The organism is Mycolicibacterium sp. XJ879 (assembly GCF_053483935.1).
The window spans coordinates 49,148-72,712 of record NZ_JBEFTH010000018.1; the positions used below are offsets into that span (position 1 = coordinate 49,148).

Here is a 23,565-nt window from a genome sequence, read left to right on the forward strand (position 1 = left end):
TCTCCTGTCCACGCGACGATGCCGACGGTATCTGCTCCCCACCGCAATCGCAAGTAGTTGATACACCGCCTCCTCACTCTTCGCCCCAAGGGACAAACGGGCGGGAAAGTGCGAGGCAGATTCCGCCAAATCGTCGATCTCGCGGGTCGAAGGCGGGGTTCAAGGAAGCTTGATCGCCGAGACGTACATGTCGACGATCGGCCGGTAGAGGTCGACGTCGTCGAGTTCGCTGCCGAGGACGATGGCGTCACTGGTCGCGATCAGCACTCGAGCCAGCGTCATCGGCGAAATCAGCACCGTCCCCCCCAGCCTGTCGACCCCGTCGACGATGAACTTCGCCAACTTCTCGACCACCTCCGAGCGTTTGGCGGCCACGCGGTCCCGCGCCTCGGGGTTGCGCAGAAGATAGAGCGTGAACTCATGGCCCAGTGCGGCGTGCTCGGCGCCGCGGTCGCGGCTGAGCTGACGCCACCGGGTGGCGATGTCGTCGCGCTCGCGCGCTCCCACCTGCTCGGCCGCCGACATCACCTCGGCGAAGTTGTCGAAGTAGCGCCGCCAGTACCGGTCGCTGACGGCCAGGAAGAGCTCCTCCTTGGTGGCGAAGTGCTTGTAGATGGCGCCCTTGGTGTAGCCCGCCGCGAACGCAATGTCGTCCAGAGTCGCTGCGGTGAAACCCTTTTCGCCGAACACATTCTCCGCGGCGTCCAACAACAGCGAACGCGTGTGCTCGAGTCGCCGCTCCCGCGTCCACCGCTCGACCATGACCAAAGTCTGCCACATAGTTTCTCAGAAACCATTGAGTTCTCCAGATACTCATCGGTATATTCACTCGAGTCGCGCTGCCGAGGCGCGCCGAGGAGGCGTCGTGAGCGAACTGTCAGACAAGAAGTCCCCCGCCACCGAGTCACTGAGCACGGTCGGTCGACTCGAGGAGCCGGCGGCGCGGCCCTCCAAGCGCGTCAAGATCTGGGCCACCCTCGGCGGACTGATCCTCGTCTTCCAGATCTACGTGTGGATCCGCTGGATCACCGGCCCCTACTTCACGCCTGTCGACCCCGGTCCGACAGACCCGCCGACCTTCATGAAGGTCGCCCTGATGATGTGGCAGATCGGTTCGCCGGCGCTCTTCCCGGTCGCGATCTGGTGGTTCATCATCCGGCCGTGGCGGCGCGAACGCCGCATCACCCTCGACGGCATGATCATGGTGTCCACCGGGCTGTTCTTCTTCCAGGACCCGCTGCTCAACTACATCAACACCTGGTGCACTTACAACGCCTGGGCCTTCAACATGGGCTCGTGGGCGCCGCACGTCCCGGGCTGGCTGTCGCCCGAACGGCCCGGCGCGCAAGTCGCAGAACCGTTGGGCATCAACGTCTCCGGCTACGCTTTCGGTGTCCTGCTGTGCACGATCTTCGGCTGCTGGGTCATGCGCAAAGCTCAGCAACGCTGGCCGAACATCGGTACCAGGGGACTGATCGCCGTCGCGGCGGTGTGGGCGTTCTTCTTCGACTTCGTCATGGAAGGCCTGGTGTTGATGCCACTGGGCATGTACACCTTCCCGGGCGCCATCCAGTCGCTGTCGATCAACGCGGGCACCTACTACCAGTGGCCGATCTACGAGGGATTCATGTGGGGCGGTGTGCAGGCCGCGCTGTGCTGCCTGCGCTTCTTCACCGACGACCGCGGTCGCACGGTCGTCGAGCGCGGATTGGACAACGTCCGAGGCGGTTTCGCGACCCAACAACTGGTCCGATTCCTGGCGATCTTCGCCGCGATCAGCGCATCGTTCTTCGTCTTCTACATCATTCCCGCGCAGTTCATGGCAACCCATGCCGACCCGTGGCCAGAAGACGTGCAGAAGCGCTCGTACTTCACCTCGGGCCTGTGCGGCGACGGCACCGACCGACCGTGCCCCGACCCCAACCTGCCGATCCCCACCAGGCACTCCGGCTACATCAACACCGACGGTGAGTTCGTGCTGCCAGAAGGTGTGGAGATGCCGGCGGTCGTGCCGCACGAACGGAGCGAATGACGTGTCGACCAACAATCATTCCGCGACGGTCGAACGCCGCACGGCGGCACCGTTTTACCGTCCGGTCGGCGACGAGGCCGAGGTTTTCTGCGCCGCCGCCCGGCGCGGGCTGCCGGTGCTGCTGAAAGGCCCGACCGGCTGCGGTAAGACCCGCTTCGTCGAGGCGATGGCCCACGAACTCGGCCGCGACCTCATCACGGTCGCGGGCCACGAAGACATGACGTCGGCGGATTTGGTGGGCCGCTTTCTGCTCAAGGGAGGCGAAACAGTATGGGTGGACGGCCCGCTGACCCGCGCGGTGCGCACGGGCGCCATCTGCTACCTGGACGAGATCGTCGAGGCGCGGCAAGACACCACCGTGGTCATCCATCCGCTGGCCGACCACCGCCGCGAGCTCCCAGTCGACCGGCTCGGCACGACGTTGTCGGCCGAACCCGGGTTTCAACTCGTGATCTCCTACAACCCCGGCTACCAGAGCGTGTTGAAGAACATCAAGGAGTCGACGCGACAGCGGTTCATCGCCATCGAACTCGACTTCCCGCCACCGGAAGTGGAAACCGAGATCGTTGCGCACGAAGCCGGTATCGACTCCAACACCGCACGGATCCTGGTGTCGGTCGGCAACGCGATCCGCAACATCGACGGCTCACCGCTGGGCGAAGTATCGTCGACGCGCATGCTGATCCTCACCGGCGAGCTCGTCGCCGAAGGCCTCAGCCTGCGCCGGGCCGTCCAGGCGGCCATCGTCGAGGCGCTCTCCGACGACCGCGATCTCATCCGCGCGCTCGGCGAGCTGGTCGACGCCGTGCTACCGCGGACGTGACCTCACCCGATCGGGGGTCATATCCCGTCGCTTCGCTCGCCCCGACAGGGCCCGAACGCTTTCGGCTTCTCGCCGCGTTCGCCGCCAGTCGATCACTCGACCTCGCCGAGGCGCCGGCCGGTCAGCCCGCATACACCGACGGGCAGACCATCTTCGTCTCGGCGGGCCGCTCTGCCGCCGAGCAACGCCGCGAAGTGGTGTTCCAGGGCGCACTGCTCGGTGCGGGCAGCCTCGATGCCGACCTGGTCCGGTCGTTACGGGGCCGGCCGTCACTTGCGCGTCGCTACCTGGCGATCGAAGGGCGCCGGGCACTCGCCGAGCTGGCGTGCCGCCTGCCCATTGCGGCCACCTTCGATATCAGCGGACCCCCGAGCACGACCTCAGCCGCAGAGTCGCTTGAAATGGCGAGGGGCCGAGCCAGAATAGGCAGTCCACCGGAGTGGTTCGGTGTCATCAAACCCGCCCGATTATCCAAACCTTCTGCGCGCCCCGGTGAGCCGGGCACCGACGATGACCTGCGCTTGAAGATCGACTCGATCAAAGCTGCCCAACCCGAAGACGATTCGGGCGAGGACGACGAGCAGGGCGAGGAAAGCAAGATTCTCAAGCTTTTCGACAACCCGTTGTTCAACTCCGAAGCGGTCGGTGAGTTCCTGCGTAAACTGCTCGGCAGCGCGCGGTCGTCCTCCAGCAGTTCGGGCGGCGGCAAGGTACCCGTCGGCTCCGTCCGGCAAGCCCGCTCGGCCAGCCGGCAGGCCCGGCCGCTGCCCCGCCGGATCCATTTCAGTGACGACGGCAATCCGGGTGCGGCCGTCGGCGTCGGCGGGGCACTGCACCCGGAGTGGGACGTCTACAAGAGCCGCTACCGGCCCGAATGGTGCCGCGTCATCGAGTATCCGCTGACCACGCGCGCCGACGTGTCCGGCGCCGGCGTCGCAGCCGACGACGTGCTCCGTCGTCGGCTGTCCCGGATCGGTCTAGGACCGAAAGTGTTGCGGCGCCGCGCTGACGGCGATGAGCTCGACATCGAGGCGCTCGTCGATCTGTCCATCGATCTGCGGTGCGGCTATTCACCGCCCGAACACGTCTACGTCGAACGCCGCAAGGTCGCCCGCAACCTCGGGGTGCTGATCCTCGTCGACGCGTCGGGATCAGCCACCGACGCCGATCCGCAGGGTCTCGCCGTCCACGACCACCAGCGGCGTGCCGCAGCCACCCTGGCCGCCACGCTCGAAGACCTCGGCGACCGCGTCGCGGTGTACGGCTTCCGATCCGAGGGCCGCCGCGCCGTGCATCTGCCCGCCATCAAGACCTTCGATCAGCGTTTCAACGCGCTCAGCCGCGCCCGACTGAACCAACTGCAACCATCGAACTACACCCGCCTCGGCGCGGCGATCCGGGGCGCGGGCGAAATACTCAAAGCCGAGTCGGGCACCCCGAACCGGCTGTTGCTCGTCCTGTCTGACGGATACCCTTACGACCCGGGTTACGAGGGCCGCTACGCCGAAGCCGACGCGCACAAGTCGCTCGAAGAGCTGCGCTTGGATGGTGTTGCGTGTCTGTGCCTTTCGCTCAGCACCACCACCGGGGCCGAGGCGCTTGAAAGGGTCTTCGGCTCGGCGAGCCACGCTCGCGCCGCCCGGCTGAACGATCTGAGCCCACGGATGGACGATTTGTTCCTGTCGGCGCTGCGCGAACTCGCCGCCCCACGGCCCGCCCAGCGCAGCACCCACGTCGGCATCGGACGTGAACTGCGCACCGGCAACGTATCAAGTAGTTAACATTTGAGCCGCGGTGCGCTATGACTAAGGGATGCTCTCCGGCGAGAAGGTCCTCATCACCGGCGCGACAGGGAAGACCGCCTTCCCCATCGCGCGGGCACTCGCCCACTACAACCAGGTGTTTGGAGCGGCACGGTTGCGCGATCCGGCCGACCGCAGCCGATTGGCCGACGCAGGCGTCACACGCCGGTTGCGCTGGATATGAGCACCGGTGACTTCTCCTCGCTGCCCGACGATTTCACCTACGTATTTCACGCTGCTGTCGACGACGGCACCGGCGATTGGGCCACCTGCCTGAACACCAACGCACAGCACACCGGCGACCTGTTGTATCGGTGTCGTCGGGCAAAGGGTTTCGTGTTCTGTTCGACGGGGTCGATCTACGGCTATCAGGGCCGGCGTCCCTTGACCGAATCGGATCCGCCGGGTGTGCCGTCGCGCTCCAACTACAGTTTTTCGAAGGTCGCCGCCGAAGCCGTGTGCACCTGGATCGCCACACAGCACCGGATTCCGCTGACGATCATCCGCATCTGTTCGACTTACGGACCCGAAGGCGGTGCGCCTGCGGACCGCCTCGAGACCATACTGGCGGGCCAGCCAATTCGACTCCACCCCGACAAACCCAACAACTACAACCCGATCTACGAGGACGACTACGTCGAACTCGGCATCAGGGCCATGGAAGTCGCGGACACGCCGCCGGTGGTGGTGAACTGGGCCGGCAGCGAGACGGTCAGCGCCGAGGAATACTGCGCCTACCTGGGCACGCTGGTCGGCGTCGAGCCGACCTTCACCTACAGCCCCGACGCCCACCCGCCGCTGTGGCCCGACGTCACCCGCATGCACGAGATACTCGGGCGGACGAAGGTTCCGTGGCGTGACGGGTTTCGCCGGATGATCGCGGCCCGACATCCCGAAATCGCGCTAGTTACCGAAGATTTGGAAGAACGCTTGTGAAACCATTGCCCGGTATTCCGTCAGACCAAGTCGACGGTGTGCTCACCGCCGGACGCGGTGACGTCACCACCCTGTTCGTGTCGAAGGCCCGGCGCCATCCCGACGGGGCAGACGCTGAGTACCTGCGCTGGCACACGTTGGACCACCGGCCCGAACAGCACCGCCTGTCGGCGGTGCGCGCGTCGCTGCGACTGGTGTCGACACCGGCCTGCCGGGCCGCCCGCGCTTGGACCAACGACCGGTTCGACGCCATCGACCACGTGATGACCTACTTCTTCACCCACCGGGCCGGCCTGAAGGGTTTCAACGAACTGTCCACAGCGCTGGGTGACGCTGATCGCAAGCTGCCGTTGTTACCACCGGTACAGCGCGGCGTCTACACCGTGTGCGCCAAAGTGGCTGCGCCGCGCGTCAAGGTAGGCGCCGACGTGCTGCCGTGGTGGCCGGTCCGCGGCGTGTATGTGCTGATCGAAACGAACGCGCCGACAGCGGCCGGATTGGTCGACCTCGACGGTGTGGCCGGTGTCTGGTCGGCCGCCTCGCATTCGGTCAGCACGGATTTAGCCAACGCCCCTGCAGGCCAGGCGATTTCATATTGCTTTCTTGACGAGGATCCGGTACGAGTCGCTGAACGGATGCGTCCGGCGCTGGAGCAGCGCTGGCGCGACGGCGATATCGAACCACTGTTGGCGGCACCGTTTCACCCGGTCGTGCCGTACGAATGGGACCGCTATCTGCCGTAGGGAGTGGACATGAGAATCGGCTTGATGATCGGCTCGGATAAGGAGAGGTCCCGCGCCGACCGGTTGAGCGGCCTGCTCGATGACGGAGAGACAGCGGAGAGCGACGGTTTCGCATCGTTCTGGATCCCGCAGGTGCCCGGCTACCTCGACGCGCTGACGGCCGTCGCGCTTCTCGGCACAGTCACCGAACGGATCGAGATCGGCACCGCTGTGGTGCCCATCCAGACCCGCCACCCGCTCATCATGGCGCAGCAGGCACTGACCACCCAGGTGGCGTGCGCGGGACGCTTCACGCTCGGTATCGGCCCGTCACATCACTGGATCATCGCCGATCAACTCGGGCTCACCTACGAGCGGCCGGCGGGGCTGGTGCGCGACTACCTCGACGTGTTGCAGGCGGCCTTCGCCGGACCCGGCGAGGTCGCCGTGACCAACGACAGTTTCCAGGTCAAAAGTCCCCTCGACGTCACCGACGCGTTCGCGGTACCGCTGCTGGTGGCCGCGCTCGGCCCGGCGATGCTGCGCACCGCGGGAGAGCGCACCGGCGGGACGATCCTGTGGATGGCCGACGAACGGGCCATCGGCGACTACGTCGTCCCGCGCATCACCGAGGCGGCGGCGGCCGCCGGGCGCAGCGGAGTTCGCGTCGTCGCCGGCGTACCCGTCGCGCTGTGCCCCGAGCGAGATGTCGACGAGGCCCGGGCCTACGCCAGCGAGGTCCTCGGCCATGCCGACTTCTCCCCCAACTATGTCCGGCTGCTTGAGCACGGCGACGCCGACGACGTCGGGGACACCATGGCGGCCGGCGACGAAGCCACGGTCCTGGCGCGGCTACGCCGCTACCGCGATGCGGGGGTCACCGACCTGGCCGCCAGGGTGGTGCCGCTCGGCGAGACCGCTCCGCAACGCCAGGCATCCCGTCGCCGCACCCAGGAATTCGTCGCGTCGCTGGCCGCGGAGTTCGCCTAGGCCCGAGCGATAGTTAGACAGACGTCAACTATTTGCAACGCTGAAACCAGCGGTTACACTGCCGATGTGCCAAAAACTACGTCCGCTGCCGCTGCTGACGGTAGTCAACGTCGGGCGTCGTTTCAGCGCGCACGGTCTCACGAGACCAAGCGAGCGCTGGTGCAGGCCGCGATGGCGCTGTGGCGCACCAACGGTTATGCGAAGACCACGGTGGCCGACATCTGTCGAGCCGCCGGCGTGTCCAGGGCGCTGTTCTACTTCTACTTCCCGGCCAAGGAAGACATCCTCTTCGAGGTCGGCCTGCTGTCCACTCGGGCCGCGCAGCAGACCGTGCGGTCGCTGCTGCGCACCGACTACGACGTCGAGTCGGTGATCGGCGAGGCGCTGCGCAGCCTGGAACGCTCGATGGCGCGCAACCCGCGTGAGCTGATCGTCGAAACGATCCTGGAGGGCTACCGCCAACAACACCGCATCCTGACCGGGGAGCGCACAGACGACAGCGACGCCGATATGTTCGGCGAGTTGTTCACCAAGGCACAGCAAGACGGAAAGATCGCCGCGGCCATCGACGTCGCCCACCTGTCACATCTCGCGAGAATGCATGTCAGCGAAGGGGTTCGGCACTGGGCCGGAGGCACTTTCGGTGACGCGTCGTTCGCCGACATCGTCACCAACGATATCGCCGCGCTCATCACCGGGTTCAACACCACAGCCAACCGATGACGAAAGTCGTTCACCGGAAATCGAAGGGAGACCGCCATGGCATGGGATTTCGAGACGGATCCCGAATACCAGAAGGTGCTGGATTGGGCGGATGAGTTCGTCCGCGAGGAGGTCGAGCCGCTGGATCTGGTCTTTCCCGATCAGCAGTACATGCCGTTGGATGCCAACCGGCGCAAGGTGATCGAGCCGCTCAAAGACGAGGTGCGCCGACGCGGGCTGTGGGCCACCCACCTCGGCGGTGAACTCGGCGGACAGGGTTACGGACAGCTCAAGCTCGCGCTGTTGAACGAGATTCTCGGTCGTTCACAGTGGGCGCCGATCATCTTCGGCTGTCAGGCACCCGACACCGGCAACGCCGAGATCCTCGCGCACTACGGCACAGAGCCGCAGAAACAGCGCTACCTGCGTCCACTGCTCGACGGCGAACTGTTCTCCTGCTATTCGATGACCGAACCGCACGCCGGCGCAGATCCGACCCTGTTCAAGACCAGTGCCGTACGAGACGGTGACGACTGGGTCATCAACGGTCAGAAGTTCTTCTCCTCCAACGCCAAGACGGCGTCGTTCCTGATCGTCATGGTGGTGACAAACCCCGACGTCAGCGCCTACCAGGGCATGTCGATGTTCCTCGTGCCGACCGACGCCCCCGGCGTCAACATCGTCCGTAACGTCGGTCTCTACGGCGAACCCGAGGGCGAGGGGTCCCACGCGCTCATCCACTACGACAACGTGCGGGTGCCCGCCGATGCCCTGCTCGGCGGCGAGGGCCAGGCCTTCGTCATTGCGCAGACGCGGTTGGGCGGTGGCCGTATCCACCACGCGATGCGGACCATCGGGCTGGCCCGTAAGGCGCTCGACATGATGTGTGAGCGCGCGCTGAGCCGTGAGACCCAGGGCAGCCGCCTTTCGGACAAGCAGTTCGTGCAGGGCTATATCGCCGACTCCTATGCCCAGCTGCTGCAGTTCCGGCTGATGGTCCTCTACACCGCGTGGGAGATCGACAAGTACAACGACTACAAGAAGGTCCGCAAGAACATCGCCGCGGTCAAGGTCGTGATGCCTTCGGTGCTGCATGACATCGCCTGGCGGGCAATGCAAGTGCACGGCGCGCTCGGCGTCACCAACGAGATGCCGTTCATGGGCATGGTCACCGGTGCCGCCGTCATGGGGCTGGCCGACGGACCCACCGAGGTGCACAAGGCCACCGTGGCCAAGCAAGTACTGCGTGACTATCAACCCACCGAGGACATGTGGCCGTCGGAATGGCTACCAGGCAAGCGCGAAGCCGCACGGGCGAAGTACGCCAGATACCTGGAGGCCACCATAGAGCATGAGGTGGGCAACCTGTGAGCGACGTAGACGTTGCGCGCCTTGCGCAGTGGATGGACGGCGCGGCGCTGCCCGGCAAGGGTGAACCGCTGCAGACCCGCCTGCTCTCCGGCGGCACCCAGAACGTGATCTACGAGATTCGCCGCGGCGACGAACGCTGCGTGCTTCGCATGCCGCCTCCCGGCGCTCCGCCGGACCGCGACAAGGGCATCCTGCGCGAGTGGCGGATCATCGAGGCACTCGACGGCACGGAGGTACCGCACACCAAGGCGGTCGGGGTGTGCACCGACGCCACGGTGCTGGGCCGGCCGTTCTACCTGATGGGCTACGTCGACGGCTGGTCTCCGATGGAGTTGGCCGACCGGCGCTGGCCGGAGCCGTTTCACAGCGATCCCGAGGCGCGCGCCGGTCTGGCCTATCAGCTCGCCGAAGGTATCGCGCTGCTGTCCAAGGTCGACTGGAAGGCCAAGGGGTTGACCGACCTGGGGCGTCCGGACGGCTTTCACGAACGTCAAGTCGACCGGTGGACAGCATTTTTCGAGCGGATCAAGGGCCGTGACATCGACGGCATCGAGGTCGCGACCGAATGGCTGCGCAGGCGTCGGCCGCTCGATTACCTGCCCGGTCTGATGCACGGCGACTACCAGTTCGCCAACGTGATGTACCGCCACGGCGCACCTGCGCAACTGGCCGCAATCGTGGACTGGGAGATGGGCACGGTCGGCGATCCCAAACTCGATTTGGCGTGGATGGTGCAGAGCTGGCCGGAGAACACCGACGCGCCATCGGATTCCGAGATGAGCTACGTCGACATGCGCCACATGCCCTCTCGTACAGAGGTTGTCGAGCACTACGCGAAGCTGTCCGGTCGCCAGGTCGACGACCTCGACTACTACCTGGTGCTAGCCAAATGGAAGCTGGCCATCGTGTTGGAGCAGGGTTTCCAGCGCGCCGGCAACGACGAGAAGCTGCTTGCCTACGGGCCGATCATCATCGATTTGATGCGCTCGGCGGCCGATCTCGCCGAATCCACCGATTACCGGTGATCCGGGCCGCCGTCTGCCCCGGCTATGGGGCACCTGAAGTCGTCCGCATCGAAGAGCGGCCGACACCTTCGGTGGATCCCGGCCAGGTCAGGGTCCGCGTCACCGCCGCGGCGGTCAACTACCCCGATGTGTTGTTGATCGCCAACGAATATCAGGTCAGCGTGCCCCCGCCGTTCGTGCCCGGCAGCGAGTTCGCCGGCGTCGTCGTCGACAGCGGTGCAGACCGTTACCGTGTCGGCGACAGGGTCACCGGCACAGGCATGTACGGTGCGTTCGCCGAAGAAGTCGCCGTACCCGCCGCCAACGTGTCCATTACCCCCGATGGCGTCGACGACCGCACCGCAGCCGCATTCGGGGTGGCGTACCGCACCGCGTACCACACGTTGCGGTCGATGGCGCGGGTGCAGCCGGGCGACGACGTCGTCATCCTCGGCGCAGGCGGCGGCGTCGGGCTGGCCGCGGTACAACTCGGTGTGCTTCTTGGCGCCTCGGTCACCGCGGTGGCCTCCTCAGACGAGAAGCTCGCCGCAGCCCGCGCTTACGGCGCAACCAATGTCGTCAACCACCGCGCAGCGGGGCTTCGCGATGCGTTGCGCAGCGGCGTGCCCGACGGAGCCCACGCCGTCGTGGACCCGGTCGGCGGTGCGCTCGCCGAACCGGCCCTGCGGTCGCTGCGCCGCGGCGGCCGGTTCGTCACCGTCGGGTACGCCTCGGGCGTCATCCCGCGGATCCCGCTGAACCTGGTGTTGGTCAAGGGCGTACACGTGCTCGGGTTTCACTTCCAGGACGTGCCTGCCGACGAATTCGACCGCAATGAAACCGAACTGCGCGAGCTTCTGGTCAGCGGGCGCGTCCGCCCCCACATCGGCGCCGTGTACCCGTTGGCGCAAACCGTGCAGGCGTTGCGCCATGTCGCCGACGGCCGCGCCATCGGCAAGGTGCTCATCGATTTCAGTTAGGCCCCACCATCCGCAGAGCAGAGAAATAGCTTCAGCTGGCTGGGATCAAGTCCGCCGCAACGGAGGCCATCATCCCGCTGCGGAAGGTCTCGGTATGGCCGACGGCGGCGCCCGCCTCGTCGGCGGCCGACAGCGCCTTGGCCTTGAAAGCCCTTGCCGCCGCGCTCAACCGGTGCTGCACGGAGTCGACGCTACTGTCCAGTTCGGCGGGCAGGCGCTCGCCCCACACGGTCACTTCGGTAGCGCTCTGGTCGAGCGCGTTACGGACATGGACCAGCACCCGCGGGTCACTGTCGAAGAGATCTGCTGCGACGGCGACGGTCTGCGGATGGGGCCGGTCTTCCCAAGCATTGAGCACCGATTCCAGATCGAGTGTCTCGGCACCGAGAATCTCGAGCGGTCGGACGTCGCCGGGCTTGGCGATCAGGACGGTGACATCCCAACCGGCCATCACCCGGTCATAGACCCAGCCTCCTGCAAACTTCACCGCGTCGAGCACGGTCGGAGCGACGACGTCGAGCCGGTACCTCATTCCGTGCCCCTGGGTGCGAGATCGCGGGCCAACGACTCCGCGTACTCCTTGAATACCTCGCTCAGCGGTATTGACCGATCGAGCAGCCATGAGATCTCCATTCCGTTGATGAAGGCGAGAATTTCCACGGCCTTGTTGGCCGCTTCGAAATCTGTGCGGTAGATCCCGTCGCGCTGACCGCGCGTGATGATCTCGGTGATGATGGCGATCGCGTCGTGGTAGCGCTTGTGCAAACGGTCGTGCAGCGGCGCATCGGCAGCGATGTTCTCCACCAGCAGCACCGTGAAGGTGCCGATGAGTTCGGGCGCCCGCTCGAACCGCTCTGGCACGCGGCTGAGTTCGCTGACGAGGTCGCCCGAGCGGTAGTCGGCGTGGATGGCGTCGTCGGCGTCACGCGCGTCGAGCACGGCGTTGAGCAGCTGCTCCTTGGACTCGAAGTGGTGCAGCAGGCCGGCCGGCGTGACGCCCGCCTCCTTGGCGATCTGCGCCAGCGAGGTGTTGCGCCAACCGTTGCGCGCCAGCAGCCGCTCGGCCACGGAAAGGATCCGGTGGCGACGGTCCTCACCCTTGGCGAGCAGCGTCTCGTACGGCCTCGAGCCTGACTCCGGTGTCACGCAAACCCCTCGGGTCAACCAACCTAGTGAACACACAGTAGGTAGGTTTGCCGGTTGTGACAAGGGTCTCAGCCGAAAAAGGTTTGGACGGCCGTCACAGCGCTGGTCAGGCCAGCTTTCGGGGTGAACTCGATGTGCAGCTCGGTCAAGCCGCGCAGCAGAAAGGTCGGGTCGTAGGCGTAGCGCCGACTGCCCGCAGGCCCGTGGAACGTCTCGTCGATGCGCAGGTCGTCCATGCGGTCGAGGAGCCGACGGACCGTGATCTGGCCCTCGACGCGCGCCAGCGGCGCACCGGCGCAGGAGTGAATGCCGCGGCCGAACGAGAGGTGCTCGCGCACGTTCTTGCGGTCCAGCCGAAACTCGTGTGGGTCGTCGAACTTACCGGGATCGCGGTTGGCCGCACCCAGGCACAGCATGACGATCGTGCCTGCCGGAAGGTGCACATCGCCGAGCGTGGTGGTCTTGCGGACCAGGCGGAAGTCGACCTTCGTCGGGGCGTGCATCCGCAGCGCCTCTTCGATGAACGTCGGGATGCGTTTGGGATCCTCCCGCAGGATCTGCTGGTACTCCGGCCGGTCCCCTAGCGTTTGCACGGCCGCGCTGAGCAGTTTGGTGACCGTCTCCTGACCGGCCGCAAACAGGAAGGTAGCCGGTTTGACCACCTCGATCAGCTCCGGCGTCGAACCGTCGGGGTAGACGGTGGTCGCCATGGCCGACAGTACGTCGTCGCGAGGTTCGCGACGACGGTCGGCGAGATAGCCGGCGAACTTGTCGTCCAGATACTGCAGGGGATCGCGCCCCACCGGCGCGCCGTCGAGCGCACCCACGCGGCTGCCGTAGCGCTCCTCGACGCCGAGCGCGGCAAGGAACTCGGGCCGGTCCTCCTCGGGCACGCCGAGCAGGTCGATGATCGCCGAGGTGGCGAACGGCTTCGCGTACTCAGCGAGGAACTCGCATCGTCCGTTCGCGATGAACTGGTCGAGCTGGCTGTCGACCAGCCGCCACATGAAGTCCTCGTTCTCCTTCAGTCGCTTTGGCGTAAGCAGCTTGGTCAGCAACGACCGGGCACGCGTATGAGCAGGTGGATCCATGACGACCAGATGCTCATGGATCGGGAACAGATGGCGATGCGCCTCGATCTGCTCGGTGATGTCATCGCCGTGCGGTTCGAACGGTAACGGCGGAAACGGGCCGCCGATCGCGTTGACGGCCGAAAAGGAGTCGTGGTCCTTGAACGCCGCGAGCACTTCCTGATAGCCCGTTACGGCGACCACACCGTAGTTCGGTTCCCGAAACACCGGACCCTGCTCGCGCAGGTAATCCCAGTAGTCGTAGGGATCCTGACTTATCGCCTGGTCGGAGAAGTAGTCGACGGATGCGAAATCTGTCACGGACCGGTCCTTTCGGCGCCCACCGTATTTGGTCGATCGACAAAACTGTTAGAGTGCGCTATGCGTACCACGGGGCATGACGGGCGGTCAAGCAGATCGATCGACAGGGGTTTGCGAAATGCCAAGTAGAACCAAGGCTGCCGATGTCGGGGCCCGACAACGGCTGATCGAGGCGACCGCGCAGATCATGCGTGACGAGGGCTACGCCGCCGCCACGTCACGCCGCGTCGCGGCCGGGGCCGGCGTCAAACAAGCGCTGGTCTACTACTACTTCCCGACGATGGACGACCTCTACGTCGAAGTCCTGCGCGCCGGCGCGGAGGCGTCGCTGCAACGGATGCGCGCCGCGCTCACCGACTCCGATCCGCTCCGCACGCTGTGGTCGATGAACAGCGACCTTCGGCTTACCGGACTGAACACCGAGTTCATGGCGATGGCCAACCACCGCAAAGTGATTCGTAAAGAGCTCAAGGCCTATGCCGAGCGGGTGCGCGATATCGAGACGGCGGCTGTGGCGGTCGCCCTGAGGGCAAGGGGCGTCGACCTCGACGAGTACCCGCCGATCGCGATCTCCATGCTGATCGCGCAAACCGCGCGCAGCCTGTGCAACGAGAGTGCCGTCGGGGTCAACCTGGGTCACGACGAACTGCGCGCGTTCATGGAACGTCAGCTCGATTTTCTGGCGTCGACCCTGCCCGCGACGAAGTTGACACGCCGCGGCTAGCGGTCCGCACCCCGGACCGGCGCGCTGCGCCCGACACCCGGGCAGCCGAAGGCGGAGGACAATCGGTTGACAACGGCAGCCGATCGATGACAGGCTTCCTGATCGATCGACAAGGTTCTGAACTAATCAATGCGCGCCCGGGCGTTGCCTTCGGGAGCGGAATCGAGGAGGGCACATGAGCGGGCGCGTCGAGGGCAAGGTTGCGTTCATCACCGGAGCGGCGCGCGGACAGGGCCGTAGCCACGCGATCCGCCTGGCCGAGGAAGGCGCCGACATCATCGCCGTCGACGTGTGCAAGCAGCTCAGCAGCAACAGCGACATACCCTCGGCCACACCCGATGACCTCGCCGAGACCGCCGATCTGGTCAAGAACCTGAACCGCCGCGTCATCACCGCCGAGGTTGACGTCCGCGACTACGATACGTTGAAGGCGGTGGTGGACAGTGGCGCAGAGCAACTGGGCCGACTCGACATCGTCGTCGCCAACGCCGGGATCGGAAACGGCGGCCAAACGCTCGACAAGACCAGCGAAGACGACTGGCACGACATGATCGACGTCAACCTCTCCGGCGTCTGGAAGAGTGTCAAAGCCGCTGTCCCCCACATTCTTTCCGGTGGCCGCGGCGGCTCCATCATCCTGACGAGCTCGGTCGGCGGCCTCAAACCGTATCCGCACACCGGCCACTACATCGCCGCCAAGCACGGCGTCATCGGCCTGATGCGCACCTTCGCCGTCGAACTCGGCCAGCACTCGATCCGGGTGAACGCGGTCTGCCCCACCAACGTAAACACCCCGCTGTTCATGAACGAGGGAACGATGAAGCTGTTCCGCCCCGACCTGGAGAACCCCGGCGTCGACGACCTGGCTGTCGCGGCGCAGTTCATGCACGTACTGCCCGTCGGCTGGGTCGAACCCAGCGATGTGAGCAACGCGGTGCTGTTTCTGGCTTCCGAAGAATCCCGCTACATCACCGGGCTTCCCGTTACGGTCGACGCCGGCAGCATGCTCAAGTAGCGCAGGAAGATCTGACCGTGAAGCTCGTCTTCAACCTGCCTCACATGCTGCGGCTTCCGGCGATGATGCAGCCGTGGGAAGCGTCGGTGACCGGCGCCGACCAAACTCGAATGGCCAGGTGCGCCGACGAGTGGGGCTACGACATGATCGCGGTGCCAGAGCATTTCGTGATCCCCAACGAGCACGTGCCGTTGTCGGGGCCGCACTATCTGCAGTCCACCGTGGCGCAGGCCTATCTCGCCGGGGCGACCGAGCGTATTCAGCTCAACTCCTGTATCACCGTGTTGCCGTTGCAGCATCCGATCGTGCTCGCCAAGGCGCTGGCCACCGCGGACTGGATGAGCAGCGGCAGGATGATGGTGACGTTCGGGGTCGGTTGGCTCGAGCGCGAATTCGAGTTGTTGGGTGTGCCGTTCCGCGAGCGCGGCCGCATCGCCGACGAGTACCTCGCCGCGATCATCGAACTGTGGACCAGCGATGCGCCGAGCTTCAACGGCCGCTACGTCTCGTTCGACGGCGTCGCGTTCGAACCCAAACCGCTTCAGAAGCCCCACCTGCCCATCTGGATCGGTGGTGACGCCGACGCGGCGATGCGTCGCGCGGCGAAGTACGCGTCGGGCTGGTGGTCTTTTTTGACCCCGCCCGAGCAGATCGCCGAGCGGGTCGACTTCCTCAAATCCCAAGACGGCTACGACGGCCGGCCCTTCGACGTGGTGCACGGCCTTGGCACCAACCGCGTCGGTGAGGGCCATACGGCCCGGGACGACCCAAACGCCCGCCCCGGCATGAGCGCAGCGGAGATCGTGGACCGGATGGGTTACCTCGCCGAACAGGGGGTGACGGTCAGCGCGGTTCCGCTGCCGCCCGTCAGCGGTGTCGACGAGTACCTCGACTACGCGCAGTGGATCATCGAAGAGGTCAAACCCCAACTGCCGTAACGGCGATTTCGGCGCGCAAACGGCCCGTGAGCGGCCATCAGCGCGCCGAAATCGCACACCCTACAACCCAAGCGATTTGGCGATGATCACCTTCATCACCTCGCTGGTGCCCGCGTAGATGCGGGCGACCCGCGCATCGGTGTACAGCCGCGCGATCGGGTACTCCATCATGTAGCCGTAGCCGCCGAACAGCTGCAGGCACCGGTCCACCACGCGGGCCTGCATCTCGGTGCAGAACAGCTTCACCCGCGCCGCGTCGGCGCCGGACAGTTCACCGTCGACGTGCAGCGCCACCGCGCGGTCCAGCATCGCCTGGGCGGCTTCGACCTCCGTCGAGCACGCAGCCAGCTCGAACTTGGTGTTCTGAAAGGAGGCCACGGGAGTACCGAACGCCTTGCGGTCCTTGGTGTAGTCGATGGCCGCGGCGATCGCCGAGCGCGCCTGACACACCGATCCGACCGCGACGGTCAGCCGCTCCTGGGGCAGGTTGTGGCCGAGGTAGCCGAACGCCTCGTCCAGCTCCCCCAGCACGTTGGCCGCAGGCACCCGCACGTCGACGAACGACAACTCCGCGGTGTCTTGGACCTTGCAGCCCATCTTCTCCAGTTCCCGGCCGCGGGTGAACCCGGCCATGCCGTCCTCGACGACGAACAGCGTCAAGCCCTTGCGCCGGTTGTCAGGGTCGGTGGAGGTCCGCGCCACCACGATCACCAGGTCAGCCTGCATGCCGCCGGTGATGAACGTCTTGGCCCCGTTGAGGATCCAGTCGTCGCCGTCGCGCACCGCGGAGGTGCGCATCCCGGCAAGGTCCGACCCGGTGCCCGGTTCGGTCATCGCGACGGCCGTCAGCAACTCACCGGAGGCCAGACCGGGAAACCACCGCCCGCGCTGCTCGTCGTTCGCGTAGTGCAAGAAGTACGGCAGGATCACCTCCAACTGGGTGCGTACCGTCGACAGGGTGACCAGCGCGCGGGCCGCCTCCTCCTGCAACACCACGTTGTAGCGGTAGTCGGGGGCACCACCGCCGCCGTACTCCTCGGGGATCGCCATCCCGAGCATGCCCAGCGCCCCCATCTGCTTGAAGACCTCGCGCGGCATCCGGCCGCCCTTCTCCCACTCCGGATAGTGCGGCACCACTTCCTTTTCGACGAAGTCGCGCGCAAGTTCTCGGAATGCCTCGTGGTCCTCGGTGAACAGGTCTCTACGCACGGGGGCGTCCTTCCTCAGCGATGAGTTCTGCCGACATCGCTATGCGATGAGTTCTACCAACGTGGCGTTGGCGGTGCCGCCGCCTTCACACATGGTCTGCAACCCGTAGCGAATCCCGTTGTCGCGCATGTGGTTGAGCATGCGGGTCATCAGCACCGCACCCGAGGCGCCCAGCGGATGACCGAGGGCGATGGCCCCGCCCAGCGGGTTGAGCTTGTCTTGGTCGGCGCCGGTCTCGGCGAGCCAGGCCAACGGCACCGGGGCAAACGCCTCGTTCACCTCGAACACGCCGACCTCGTGCAGAGCGACGCCGGCCTTGTGCAGCACCTGCTCGGTGGCCGGGATCGGGCCGGTGAGCATCAGGACCGGGTCGGCACCGGTGACCGCTCCGGCCCGGTAGCGCGCGATAGGCCTCAGCCCCAGCGTGATCGCGTTCTCGGCGGTCATCACCAGCAGCGCCGCCGCGCCGTCGGAAATCTGCGACGAGTTGCCCGCGTGGATGACGCCGTCGTCCTGAAACGCCGGCTTGAGCCCGGCGAGCTTCTCGACGGTACTGCCGCGCCGCACACCCTCGTCGGCGACCACGGGCTCGCCTCCGGTGAACACCGGCATGATCTGGGCCTCGAACGCACCGTTGTCCTGTGCGGCGGCGGCCAGTTCATGTGAGCGCACCGAATACTCGTCGAGGCGGGTCCGCGAAAACCCCCACTTCTGCGCGATCAGCTCGGCTGAGATGCCTTGGTTGAAGGCGAAACCCTTATAGCGGTCAAGGACTTTCGGTCCGTACGGTGTGCCCGTGGCCCGCGCCGCGCCCAGCGGCACCCGGCTCATCACCTCGACGCCACCCGCGACCACCACGTCCTGCTGGCCCGACATCACCGCGTGCACCGCGAAGTCCAGCGCCTGCTGGCTGGACCCGCAGGCGCGGTTGACCGTGGTGCCCGGAATCCGCTCCGGCCATCCGGCGGCCAGTACCGAGTAGCGGCCGATGTTGCTGGACTGGTCGCCCACCTGCGAGACGCAACCCCACACCACGTCGTCGATGATGTCGGGGTCGATACCGGCGCGCTCCACCAGCGCGTTGAGCACGATCGCGGACAGGTCCGCCGCGTGTATCTCCGACAGTCCGCCGTTGCGCTTGCCGACGGGGGTGCGAACCGCCTCGACGATTACGGTCTCACGCATTTTGTCACTCCGATCTTGGCACTGCCCACCCGCCGGTGAACGTTGCCGTCCGCTTGGCGGCGAACGCCGCGTACGCCTCTGTTGAATCTTCGGTGGCGAAGTTACCCGGCTGCGCGCGGGCCTCGTTGGCCAACGCCTCGCGCAGCGTCACATTGGCGCCGTCGTTGAGCAGCGCCTTGCTCTGCGCCAGCGCGACCGGCGGTCCCGCAGCCAGCCGGCCCGCCAGTTCGGCGACAAACGCGTCGATCTCCTCGGCGGGCTTGACCCAGGTCACCAGGCCCAACGACCGCGCCTCCTCGGCGTCGATCGTGTCGGCAAGCAGCACCAACCGTTTGGCCTGCTGCAGGCCGACCAGTTTGGGCAGCAGCCACGAACCGCCGAGGTCGACCGACAGGCCCCGTTTGGCGAAGACCTGGCAGAACGTCGACTCGGGCGTGGCGACCACGAGGTCGCAGCCCAGGGCCAGGTTCCAGCCGGCGCCGACGGCGACTCCTGTCACCTTCGCGATGGTGGGCACGGTCAGTTCGTGCAGTGCGAGCGCGACTTCGGTGAGCCGGCGCAGCTTGTGTCTGGGGTGGATGTCTTCCGCGGTGGAGATGTCGGCACCCGAGCAGAAGGCACCTCCGGCCCCGGTGATGACCAACGCCCGAAGGTCCGTGTCGCGTGCGGCCGCGCGCAGCGCATCGGCCAGTTCTTCCCACAGGTGCGGGTTGATCGCGTTCTTACGCGCCGGCCTGTTCAACGTCAACGTGCGAACGCCGTCGGTGTCGGTCGAGCGCAGCACGGGCTCGGCGTCGCGGGACGTCACCGGTAGGCCGGTCCGATCACACCGCGCTTGCGCAGCACCGCGATCTCCTCGTCGTCGATTCCCAGTTCGGCGAGCACGTCGTCGGTGTGCTGGCCCAGCCCGGGGACCGCGCCCATCGGTTGTTCGAATCCGGCGACGACGGCCGGCGGCAGCAGCGCCTGGATCGGGCCCGCCGGTGTGTCGACGTCGCGCCACCGGTTGCGTGCACTCAACTGCGGATGCGCCACCACCTCGCTGGGGGTGTTGTAGCGCGAGTTCCCGATCCCTGCCGCGTCTGCGATCTTCTGCACGTCGGCGAGGTCGCGCTGCCCGCACCAGTCCGCGATGGCTTCGTCGAGCACGGCCCGGTTGGCCACCCGGTCGGCGTTGGTCGCGAAGCGCTCGTCGTCGGCTAAATCGGTGCGCTGCAGAATCTCCCGGGCAAAGCGCTGCCATTCGCGGTCGTTGGTGGTGCCCAGCACCACCGTCTGATTGTCGGCTGTGGCGTACGCCCCGTAGGGTGCCACCGCCGGTGAGCCCATGCCCAGCGGCACCTGATCGACACCGGAGTGCTGGGTGTAGGTGAGCTGGTAACCCATCACGTCCATCATGGTGTCGAACAGGCTGACCGCGACGTTGCCGCCACCTGCTCGTCGGCCGGTATCCCGCGAATACAGCAGGGCCATGATCGACATCGCCGCGTGCAGTCCCGTGGAGACGTCGGCAACCGGCGGCCCGGGTTTGGCCGGGGCGCCAGCCTGACCGGTGACCGCACACGTCCCGGATTCGGCTTGGATCAGCAGGTCGTAGGCCCGCTTGTGCGACAGCGGCCCGCCAGGGCCGTATCCGTCGATCTCCACTGCGATGACGTTCGGATGGCGCGCTTCCATCTCTGCGGGGGTGATGCCGAGTCGCCCGGTGGAGCCCGGGGCCAGATTGGATACCAGCACATCGGCGTTGTCGAGCAGTCGATGCAGGATGTCCAGGCCCTCAGTGGTTTTCAGGTCGACGGTCACCGACTCCTTGTTGCGGTTGCACCAGACGAAGTGTGCGGCAAGGCCGTTCACCACGTCGTCGTAGTGCCGCGCGAAGTCACCGCCCTTGGGGTTCTCCACCTTGATGACGCGAGCGCCGAAGTCGGCGAGCGTCCTGGTGCACATCGGAGCCGATACCGCCTGTTCGAGCGTCACGACCGTGATGCCGGACAGCGGTGCCTGCGGTTGGGAGGTCACTACATCACCATTCCGCCGTCGACCGGCAGCACCTGTCCGGTGATGTAGGACGCCGCGTCGGACGCCATGAACACGAATGCGCCGGCCACCTCGGCGGGTTCGGCCCACCGCTTCATCGGGATGCGGTTCATCATGTTGGCCGCGAACTTCTCGTTGGTGCGGATGGTTTCGGTCATCGGGGTCGCCGCGAGCGGGGCCAGCGCGTTCACCGTGATGGATTTCGTTGCTAGTTCGCGGGCAAGGGATTTGGTGAATCCGATGATGCCCGCCTTGGCCGCCGAGTAGTTGACCTGGCCCAGGGTGCCGGTCAGACCGGCAGCCGATGTGACGTTGACGATGCGTCCCTTGCCGTCGGTCGGGATGTGCGCCAGCGCCGCCTGGGTCACGTTGAACGCACCCATCACATGGATGTCGAAGAGCAGCCGGAACGACTCCTGGCTGGTCTTTGCGAACATCGCCGGTTGGGTGACACCCGCGTTGTTGATGACGATGTGCAGCGCGTCGCCGGTCAGCGCCGCAGCCTGAGCCGCAGCCGCGTCGGCGGCTTCCCGGTCCGAGACATCCAGGCCGGCCGACTCTGCCCTGCCGCCGGCGGCCGAAATGCGTTCCGCGACCGCAGCTGCCGCATCCTTGTCGACGTCGGTGACCAGCACCGCCGCGCCCGCGTCGGCGAGTGCCGTCGCGACGGCTGCACCGATTCCGCCCGCGGCGCCGGTCACCAGTGCCGATCGCCCGGTGAGATCGAAATAGCTTGGCATCAATAGCGCTCTCTTTTAATAACTACGGGGAAGTCGCAGTACATGCTCGCCGAGGAAGTTCAGGATCATCTCCTGGCTGACCGGCGCGATCTTCATCAACCGTGACTCGCGGAAGTACCGCGACACGTTGTACTCCTCGGAATAGCCCATCCCACCGTGCAGCTGCAGGGCACGGTCGGCGGCGCCGAACCCGGCGTCAGCGCACAGGTACTTAGCGGTATTGGCTTCGCGCCCACACGGTTTGCCGTTGTCGTACAGCCACGTCGCCTTGCGCAGCACCAACTCGGCCGCGTCGAGTCGAGCCAGCGAATCGGCCAGCGGGAACTGCAGCCCCTGGTTCATGCCGATCGGCCGGTTGAACACGACCCGCTCGTTGCCGTACTTCACCGCCTTCTCCAGCGCCACCCGCCCGATCCCGAGCGCCTCGGCGGCGATCAGCATCCGTTCGGGGTTCAGCCCGTCGAGGATGTATTTGAAACCCTTACCCTCCTCACCAACCCGGTGCTCGACCGGAACGATGAGGTCGTCGATGAACACTTCGTTGGAGCTGACCGCGTTTCGGCCCATCTTGCTGATCGGGCGGATGTCGACGTGGTCGCGGTCAAGGTCGGCCAGAAACAGCGTCATGCCGTCGGTCTTCTTGGTGACCTCGTCGTACGGAGTGGTGCGGGTCAACAGCAGGATCTTTTCGGACTCCAATGCCTTGGAGATCCAGACTTTCCGACCGTTGACGCGGTAGTGGTCACCTTCGCGCTTGGCGAACGTGGTGATGCGCGAGGTGTCCAGTCCGGCGCCCGGTTCGGTGACGCCGAAGCAGACGTGCAAGTCGCCGTTGGCGATTCGGGGCAGCGTCGCGGCCTTCAGTTCGTCGGAACCGTGCTTGACGACGGGCTGCATCCCGAAGATCGACAGGTGGATGGCGCTGGCGCCGTTCATCGCAGCGCCGGAGCGGGCCACCTCCTCGAGGAGCAGGGTGGCCTCGGTGATGCCCAGGCCGTGCCCGCCGTACTCCTCGGGGATGGTCATGCCGAGCCAGCCGCCCTTGGCGATGGCGTCGTAGAACTCCTGTGGGAACTCGTGATCCAGGTCCTTCTGCATCCAGTAGTGATCGTCGAACTTGCCCGCCAGTTCGGCGACGGACTTGCGGATCAGTTCCTGATCCTCGGTCAGCTCGAAACTCATTCCGTTCGACACCGCTACTCCTTCAAGTCATGGTCGGCACAGCGCAGTGCGCCGGTGCGATCAAGGTACGTTTCGCACCGGCGACACCGTCAGCCAGTACCTGCTCAGTCCGTGTTGCCGCTCACCTGCTTGGCGCTCGCGGCGAAATCCGAGAACGACGCACCGGTCTTGTCCTTCTTGGAGAGGGCTTGGATGCTGACATCATGACCCTCAGCGGCCTTCCTCAAAGCGCCGACGGTGGCCTGGTCTTTGGGTATGTGGGTGAAGGGGTCCCAGTTGTACCAGCGCATGGCGTTTTCATAGGTCATCTTGTTGATTTCGTCGTCGGGGACGTTGTTGGCGGTGAGGACCTCGTCGAGCTGTTCGGGCGCGCCGGGCCACATCGAATCGGAGTGCGGGTAGTCGGCTTCCCAGCAGATGTTGTCCACACCGATCTGATGGCGGGTCGTCACCCCGACCGGATCGGCGATGAAACAGGTCAAGAAATGCTCCCGGAACACCTCCGAGGGGAGTTTGCCCTTGAAATCCTGGCCCGTCCAGGTCGAGTGCATCTCATAGGTGCGATCCACCCGCTCCAAGAAATACGGAATCCAGCCGGTCCCACCCTCAGACAGCGCGATCTTTAGGCTCGGGTAT

23 protein-coding genes and 1 pseudogene are annotated in these 23,565 nt (G+C 65.9%); 13 read left to right on the top strand and 11 right to left on the bottom strand.

What is annotated here, in order from left to right:
* Positions 1 to 159: 159 nt before the first annotated feature.
* Positions 160 to 762, bottom strand: a complete 603-nt coding sequence (locus ABQF13_RS24295; RefSeq protein ID WP_448395361.1) for a TetR/AcrR family transcriptional regulator — start codon at positions 760 to 762, stop codon at positions 160 to 162.
* 103 nt (positions 763 to 865) lie between these two features.
* Between ABQF13_RS24295 and ABQF13_RS24300 the strand changes: the two genes are divergently transcribed.
* The 10 genes and pseudogenes from ABQF13_RS24300 to ABQF13_RS24345 all read left to right on the top strand — a co-directional run bounded on the left by ABQF13_RS24300 (position 866) and on the right by ABQF13_RS24345 (position 11,362).
* Positions 866 to 2,032, top strand: a complete 1,167-nt coding sequence (locus ABQF13_RS24300; RefSeq protein ID WP_448395362.1) for a spirocyclase AveC family protein — start codon at positions 866 to 868, stop codon at positions 2,030 to 2,032.
* A 1-nt stretch (position 2,033) separates the two neighbouring features.
* Positions 2,034 to 2,855, top strand: a complete 822-nt coding sequence (locus tag ABQF13_RS24305; RefSeq protein ID WP_448395363.1) for a CbbQ/NirQ/NorQ/GpvN family protein — start codon at positions 2,034 to 2,036, stop codon at positions 2,853 to 2,855.
* Positions 2,852 to 4,636, top strand: a complete 1,785-nt coding sequence (locus ABQF13_RS24310; RefSeq protein WP_448395364.1) for a nitric oxide reductase activation protein NorD — start codon at positions 2,852 to 2,854, stop codon at positions 4,634 to 4,636. The genes ABQF13_RS24305 and ABQF13_RS24310 overlap by 4 nt, the downstream gene beginning before the upstream one ends.
* A gap of 31 nt (positions 4,637 to 4,667) precedes the next feature.
* Positions 4,668 to 5,593, top strand: a pseudogene (locus ABQF13_RS24315) (NAD-dependent epimerase/dehydratase family protein).
* Positions 5,590 to 6,336: a hypothetical protein gene (locus ABQF13_RS24320; RefSeq protein ID WP_448395365.1), complete on the top strand. Its 747-nt coding sequence runs from the start codon at positions 5,590 to 5,592 to the stop codon at positions 6,334 to 6,336. Before ABQF13_RS24315 ends, ABQF13_RS24320 begins: the two are co-directional and overlap by 4 nt.
* Before the next feature lie 9 nt (positions 6,337 to 6,345).
* Positions 6,346 to 7,305, top strand: a complete 960-nt coding sequence (locus tag ABQF13_RS24325; protein WP_448395366.1) for a TIGR03564 family F420-dependent LLM class oxidoreductase — start codon at positions 6,346 to 6,348, stop codon at positions 7,303 to 7,305.
* Positions 7,306 to 7,371: 66 nt separating this feature from the next.
* On the top strand, positions 7,372 to 8,028 hold the full coding sequence (locus tag ABQF13_RS24330; RefSeq protein ID WP_448395367.1) for a TetR/AcrR family transcriptional regulator: 657 nt from the start codon (positions 7,372 to 7,374) through the stop codon (positions 8,026 to 8,028).
* Positions 8,029 to 8,064: 36 nt separating this feature from the next.
* Positions 8,065 to 9,378, top strand: coding sequence for an acyl-CoA dehydrogenase family protein (locus ABQF13_RS24335; RefSeq protein ID WP_448395368.1), 1,314 nt, complete (start codon positions 8,065 to 8,067; stop codon positions 9,376 to 9,378).
* A 32-nt stretch (positions 9,379 to 9,410) separates the two neighbouring features.
* Positions 9,411 to 10,403 (top strand): phosphotransferase family protein, encoded by a 993-nt coding sequence (locus ABQF13_RS24340; protein ID WP_448395385.1) that lies wholly within the window; start codon positions 9,411 to 9,413, stop codon positions 10,401 to 10,403.
* Positions 10,403 to 11,362: an NADPH:quinone oxidoreductase family protein gene (locus ABQF13_RS24345; protein ID WP_448395386.1), complete on the top strand. Its 960-nt coding sequence runs from the start codon at positions 10,403 to 10,405 to the stop codon at positions 11,360 to 11,362. Before ABQF13_RS24340 ends, ABQF13_RS24345 begins: the two co-directional genes overlap by 1 nt.
* Positions 11,363 to 11,393: 31 nt before the next feature.
* Here ABQF13_RS24345 and ABQF13_RS24350 read toward each other — a convergent pair whose 3' ends face one another.
* The 3 genes from ABQF13_RS24350 to ABQF13_RS24360 form a co-directional block, all read right to left on the bottom strand.
* The gene (locus ABQF13_RS24350; protein ID WP_448395369.1) at positions 11,394 to 11,894 is read right to left on the bottom strand and encodes a hypothetical protein; all 501 of its coding nucleotides are present in this window, start codon (positions 11,892 to 11,894) and stop codon (positions 11,394 to 11,396) included.
* Positions 11,891 to 12,508, bottom strand: coding sequence for a TetR/AcrR family transcriptional regulator (locus tag ABQF13_RS24355; RefSeq protein WP_448395370.1), 618 nt, complete (start codon positions 12,506 to 12,508; stop codon positions 11,891 to 11,893). Before ABQF13_RS24355 ends, ABQF13_RS24350 begins: the two co-directional genes overlap by 4 nt.
* A 68-nt stretch (positions 12,509 to 12,576) precedes the next feature.
* On the bottom strand, positions 12,577 to 13,899 hold the full coding sequence (locus tag ABQF13_RS24360; protein ID WP_448395371.1) for a cytochrome P450: 1,323 nt from the start codon (positions 13,897 to 13,899) through the stop codon (positions 12,577 to 12,579).
* Between the two features lie 118 nt (positions 13,900 to 14,017).
* On the opposite strand from ABQF13_RS24360, the gene ABQF13_RS24365 reads away from it, so the two are divergent.
* From ABQF13_RS24365 to ABQF13_RS24375, 3 genes are all read left to right on the top strand, one after another.
* Positions 14,018 to 14,623, top strand: coding sequence for a TetR/AcrR family transcriptional regulator (locus ABQF13_RS24365; RefSeq protein ID WP_448395372.1), 606 nt, complete (start codon positions 14,018 to 14,020; stop codon positions 14,621 to 14,623).
* 175 nt (positions 14,624 to 14,798) lie between these two features.
* On the top strand, positions 14,799 to 15,638 hold the full coding sequence (locus ABQF13_RS24370) for a mycofactocin-coupled SDR family oxidoreductase (protein ID WP_448395373.1): 840 nt from the start codon (positions 14,799 to 14,801) through the stop codon (positions 15,636 to 15,638).
* 17 nt (positions 15,639 to 15,655) lie between these two features.
* Complete coding sequence (locus tag ABQF13_RS24375; protein ID WP_448395374.1) at positions 15,656 to 16,576, top strand: TIGR03619 family F420-dependent LLM class oxidoreductase; 921 nt, start codon at positions 15,656 to 15,658, stop codon at positions 16,574 to 16,576.
* A gap of 60 nt (positions 16,577 to 16,636) precedes the next feature.
* On the opposite strand, the gene ABQF13_RS24380 is transcribed toward ABQF13_RS24375, so the two are convergent.
* The 7 genes from ABQF13_RS24380 to ABQF13_RS24410 all read right to left on the bottom strand — a co-directional run.
* A complete protein-coding gene (locus ABQF13_RS24380; protein ID WP_448395375.1) occupies positions 16,637 to 17,785 on the bottom strand; it encodes an acyl-CoA dehydrogenase family protein in 1,149 nt (382 codons plus the stop codon).
* Between the two features lie 39 nt (positions 17,786 to 17,824).
* Positions 17,825 to 18,970: a thiolase family protein gene (locus ABQF13_RS24385; protein WP_448395376.1), complete on the bottom strand. Its 1,146-nt coding sequence runs from the start codon at positions 18,968 to 18,970 to the stop codon at positions 17,825 to 17,827.
* A gap of 4 nt (positions 18,971 to 18,974) precedes the next feature.
* A complete protein-coding gene (locus ABQF13_RS24390) occupies positions 18,975 to 19,778 on the bottom strand; it encodes an enoyl-CoA hydratase/isomerase family protein (RefSeq protein WP_448395377.1) in 804 nt (267 codons plus the stop codon).
* Entirely contained in the window at positions 19,775 to 20,989 is a 1,215-nt protein-coding gene (locus ABQF13_RS24395; protein ID WP_448395378.1) for a CaiB/BaiF CoA transferase family protein, read from the bottom strand. Before ABQF13_RS24395 ends, ABQF13_RS24390 begins: the two co-directional genes overlap by 4 nt.
* A complete protein-coding gene (locus ABQF13_RS24400; protein ID WP_448395379.1) occupies positions 20,989 to 21,747 on the bottom strand; it encodes an SDR family NAD(P)-dependent oxidoreductase in 759 nt (252 codons plus the stop codon). Before ABQF13_RS24400 ends, ABQF13_RS24395 begins: the two co-directional genes overlap by 1 nt.
* Positions 21,748 to 21,762: 15 nt before the next feature.
* Positions 21,763 to 22,929 carry an acyl-CoA dehydrogenase family protein gene (locus ABQF13_RS24405; RefSeq protein ID WP_448395387.1) on the bottom strand — a complete coding sequence of 389 codons (1,167 nt, stop codon included), beginning with the start codon at positions 22,927 to 22,929 and terminating at the stop codon, positions 21,763 to 21,765.
* Positions 22,930 to 23,033: 104 nt separating this feature from the next.
* The coding region (locus tag ABQF13_RS24410) for an amidohydrolase family protein (protein WP_448395380.1) at positions 23,034 to 23,565 on the bottom strand (532 nt) is incomplete at its 5' end.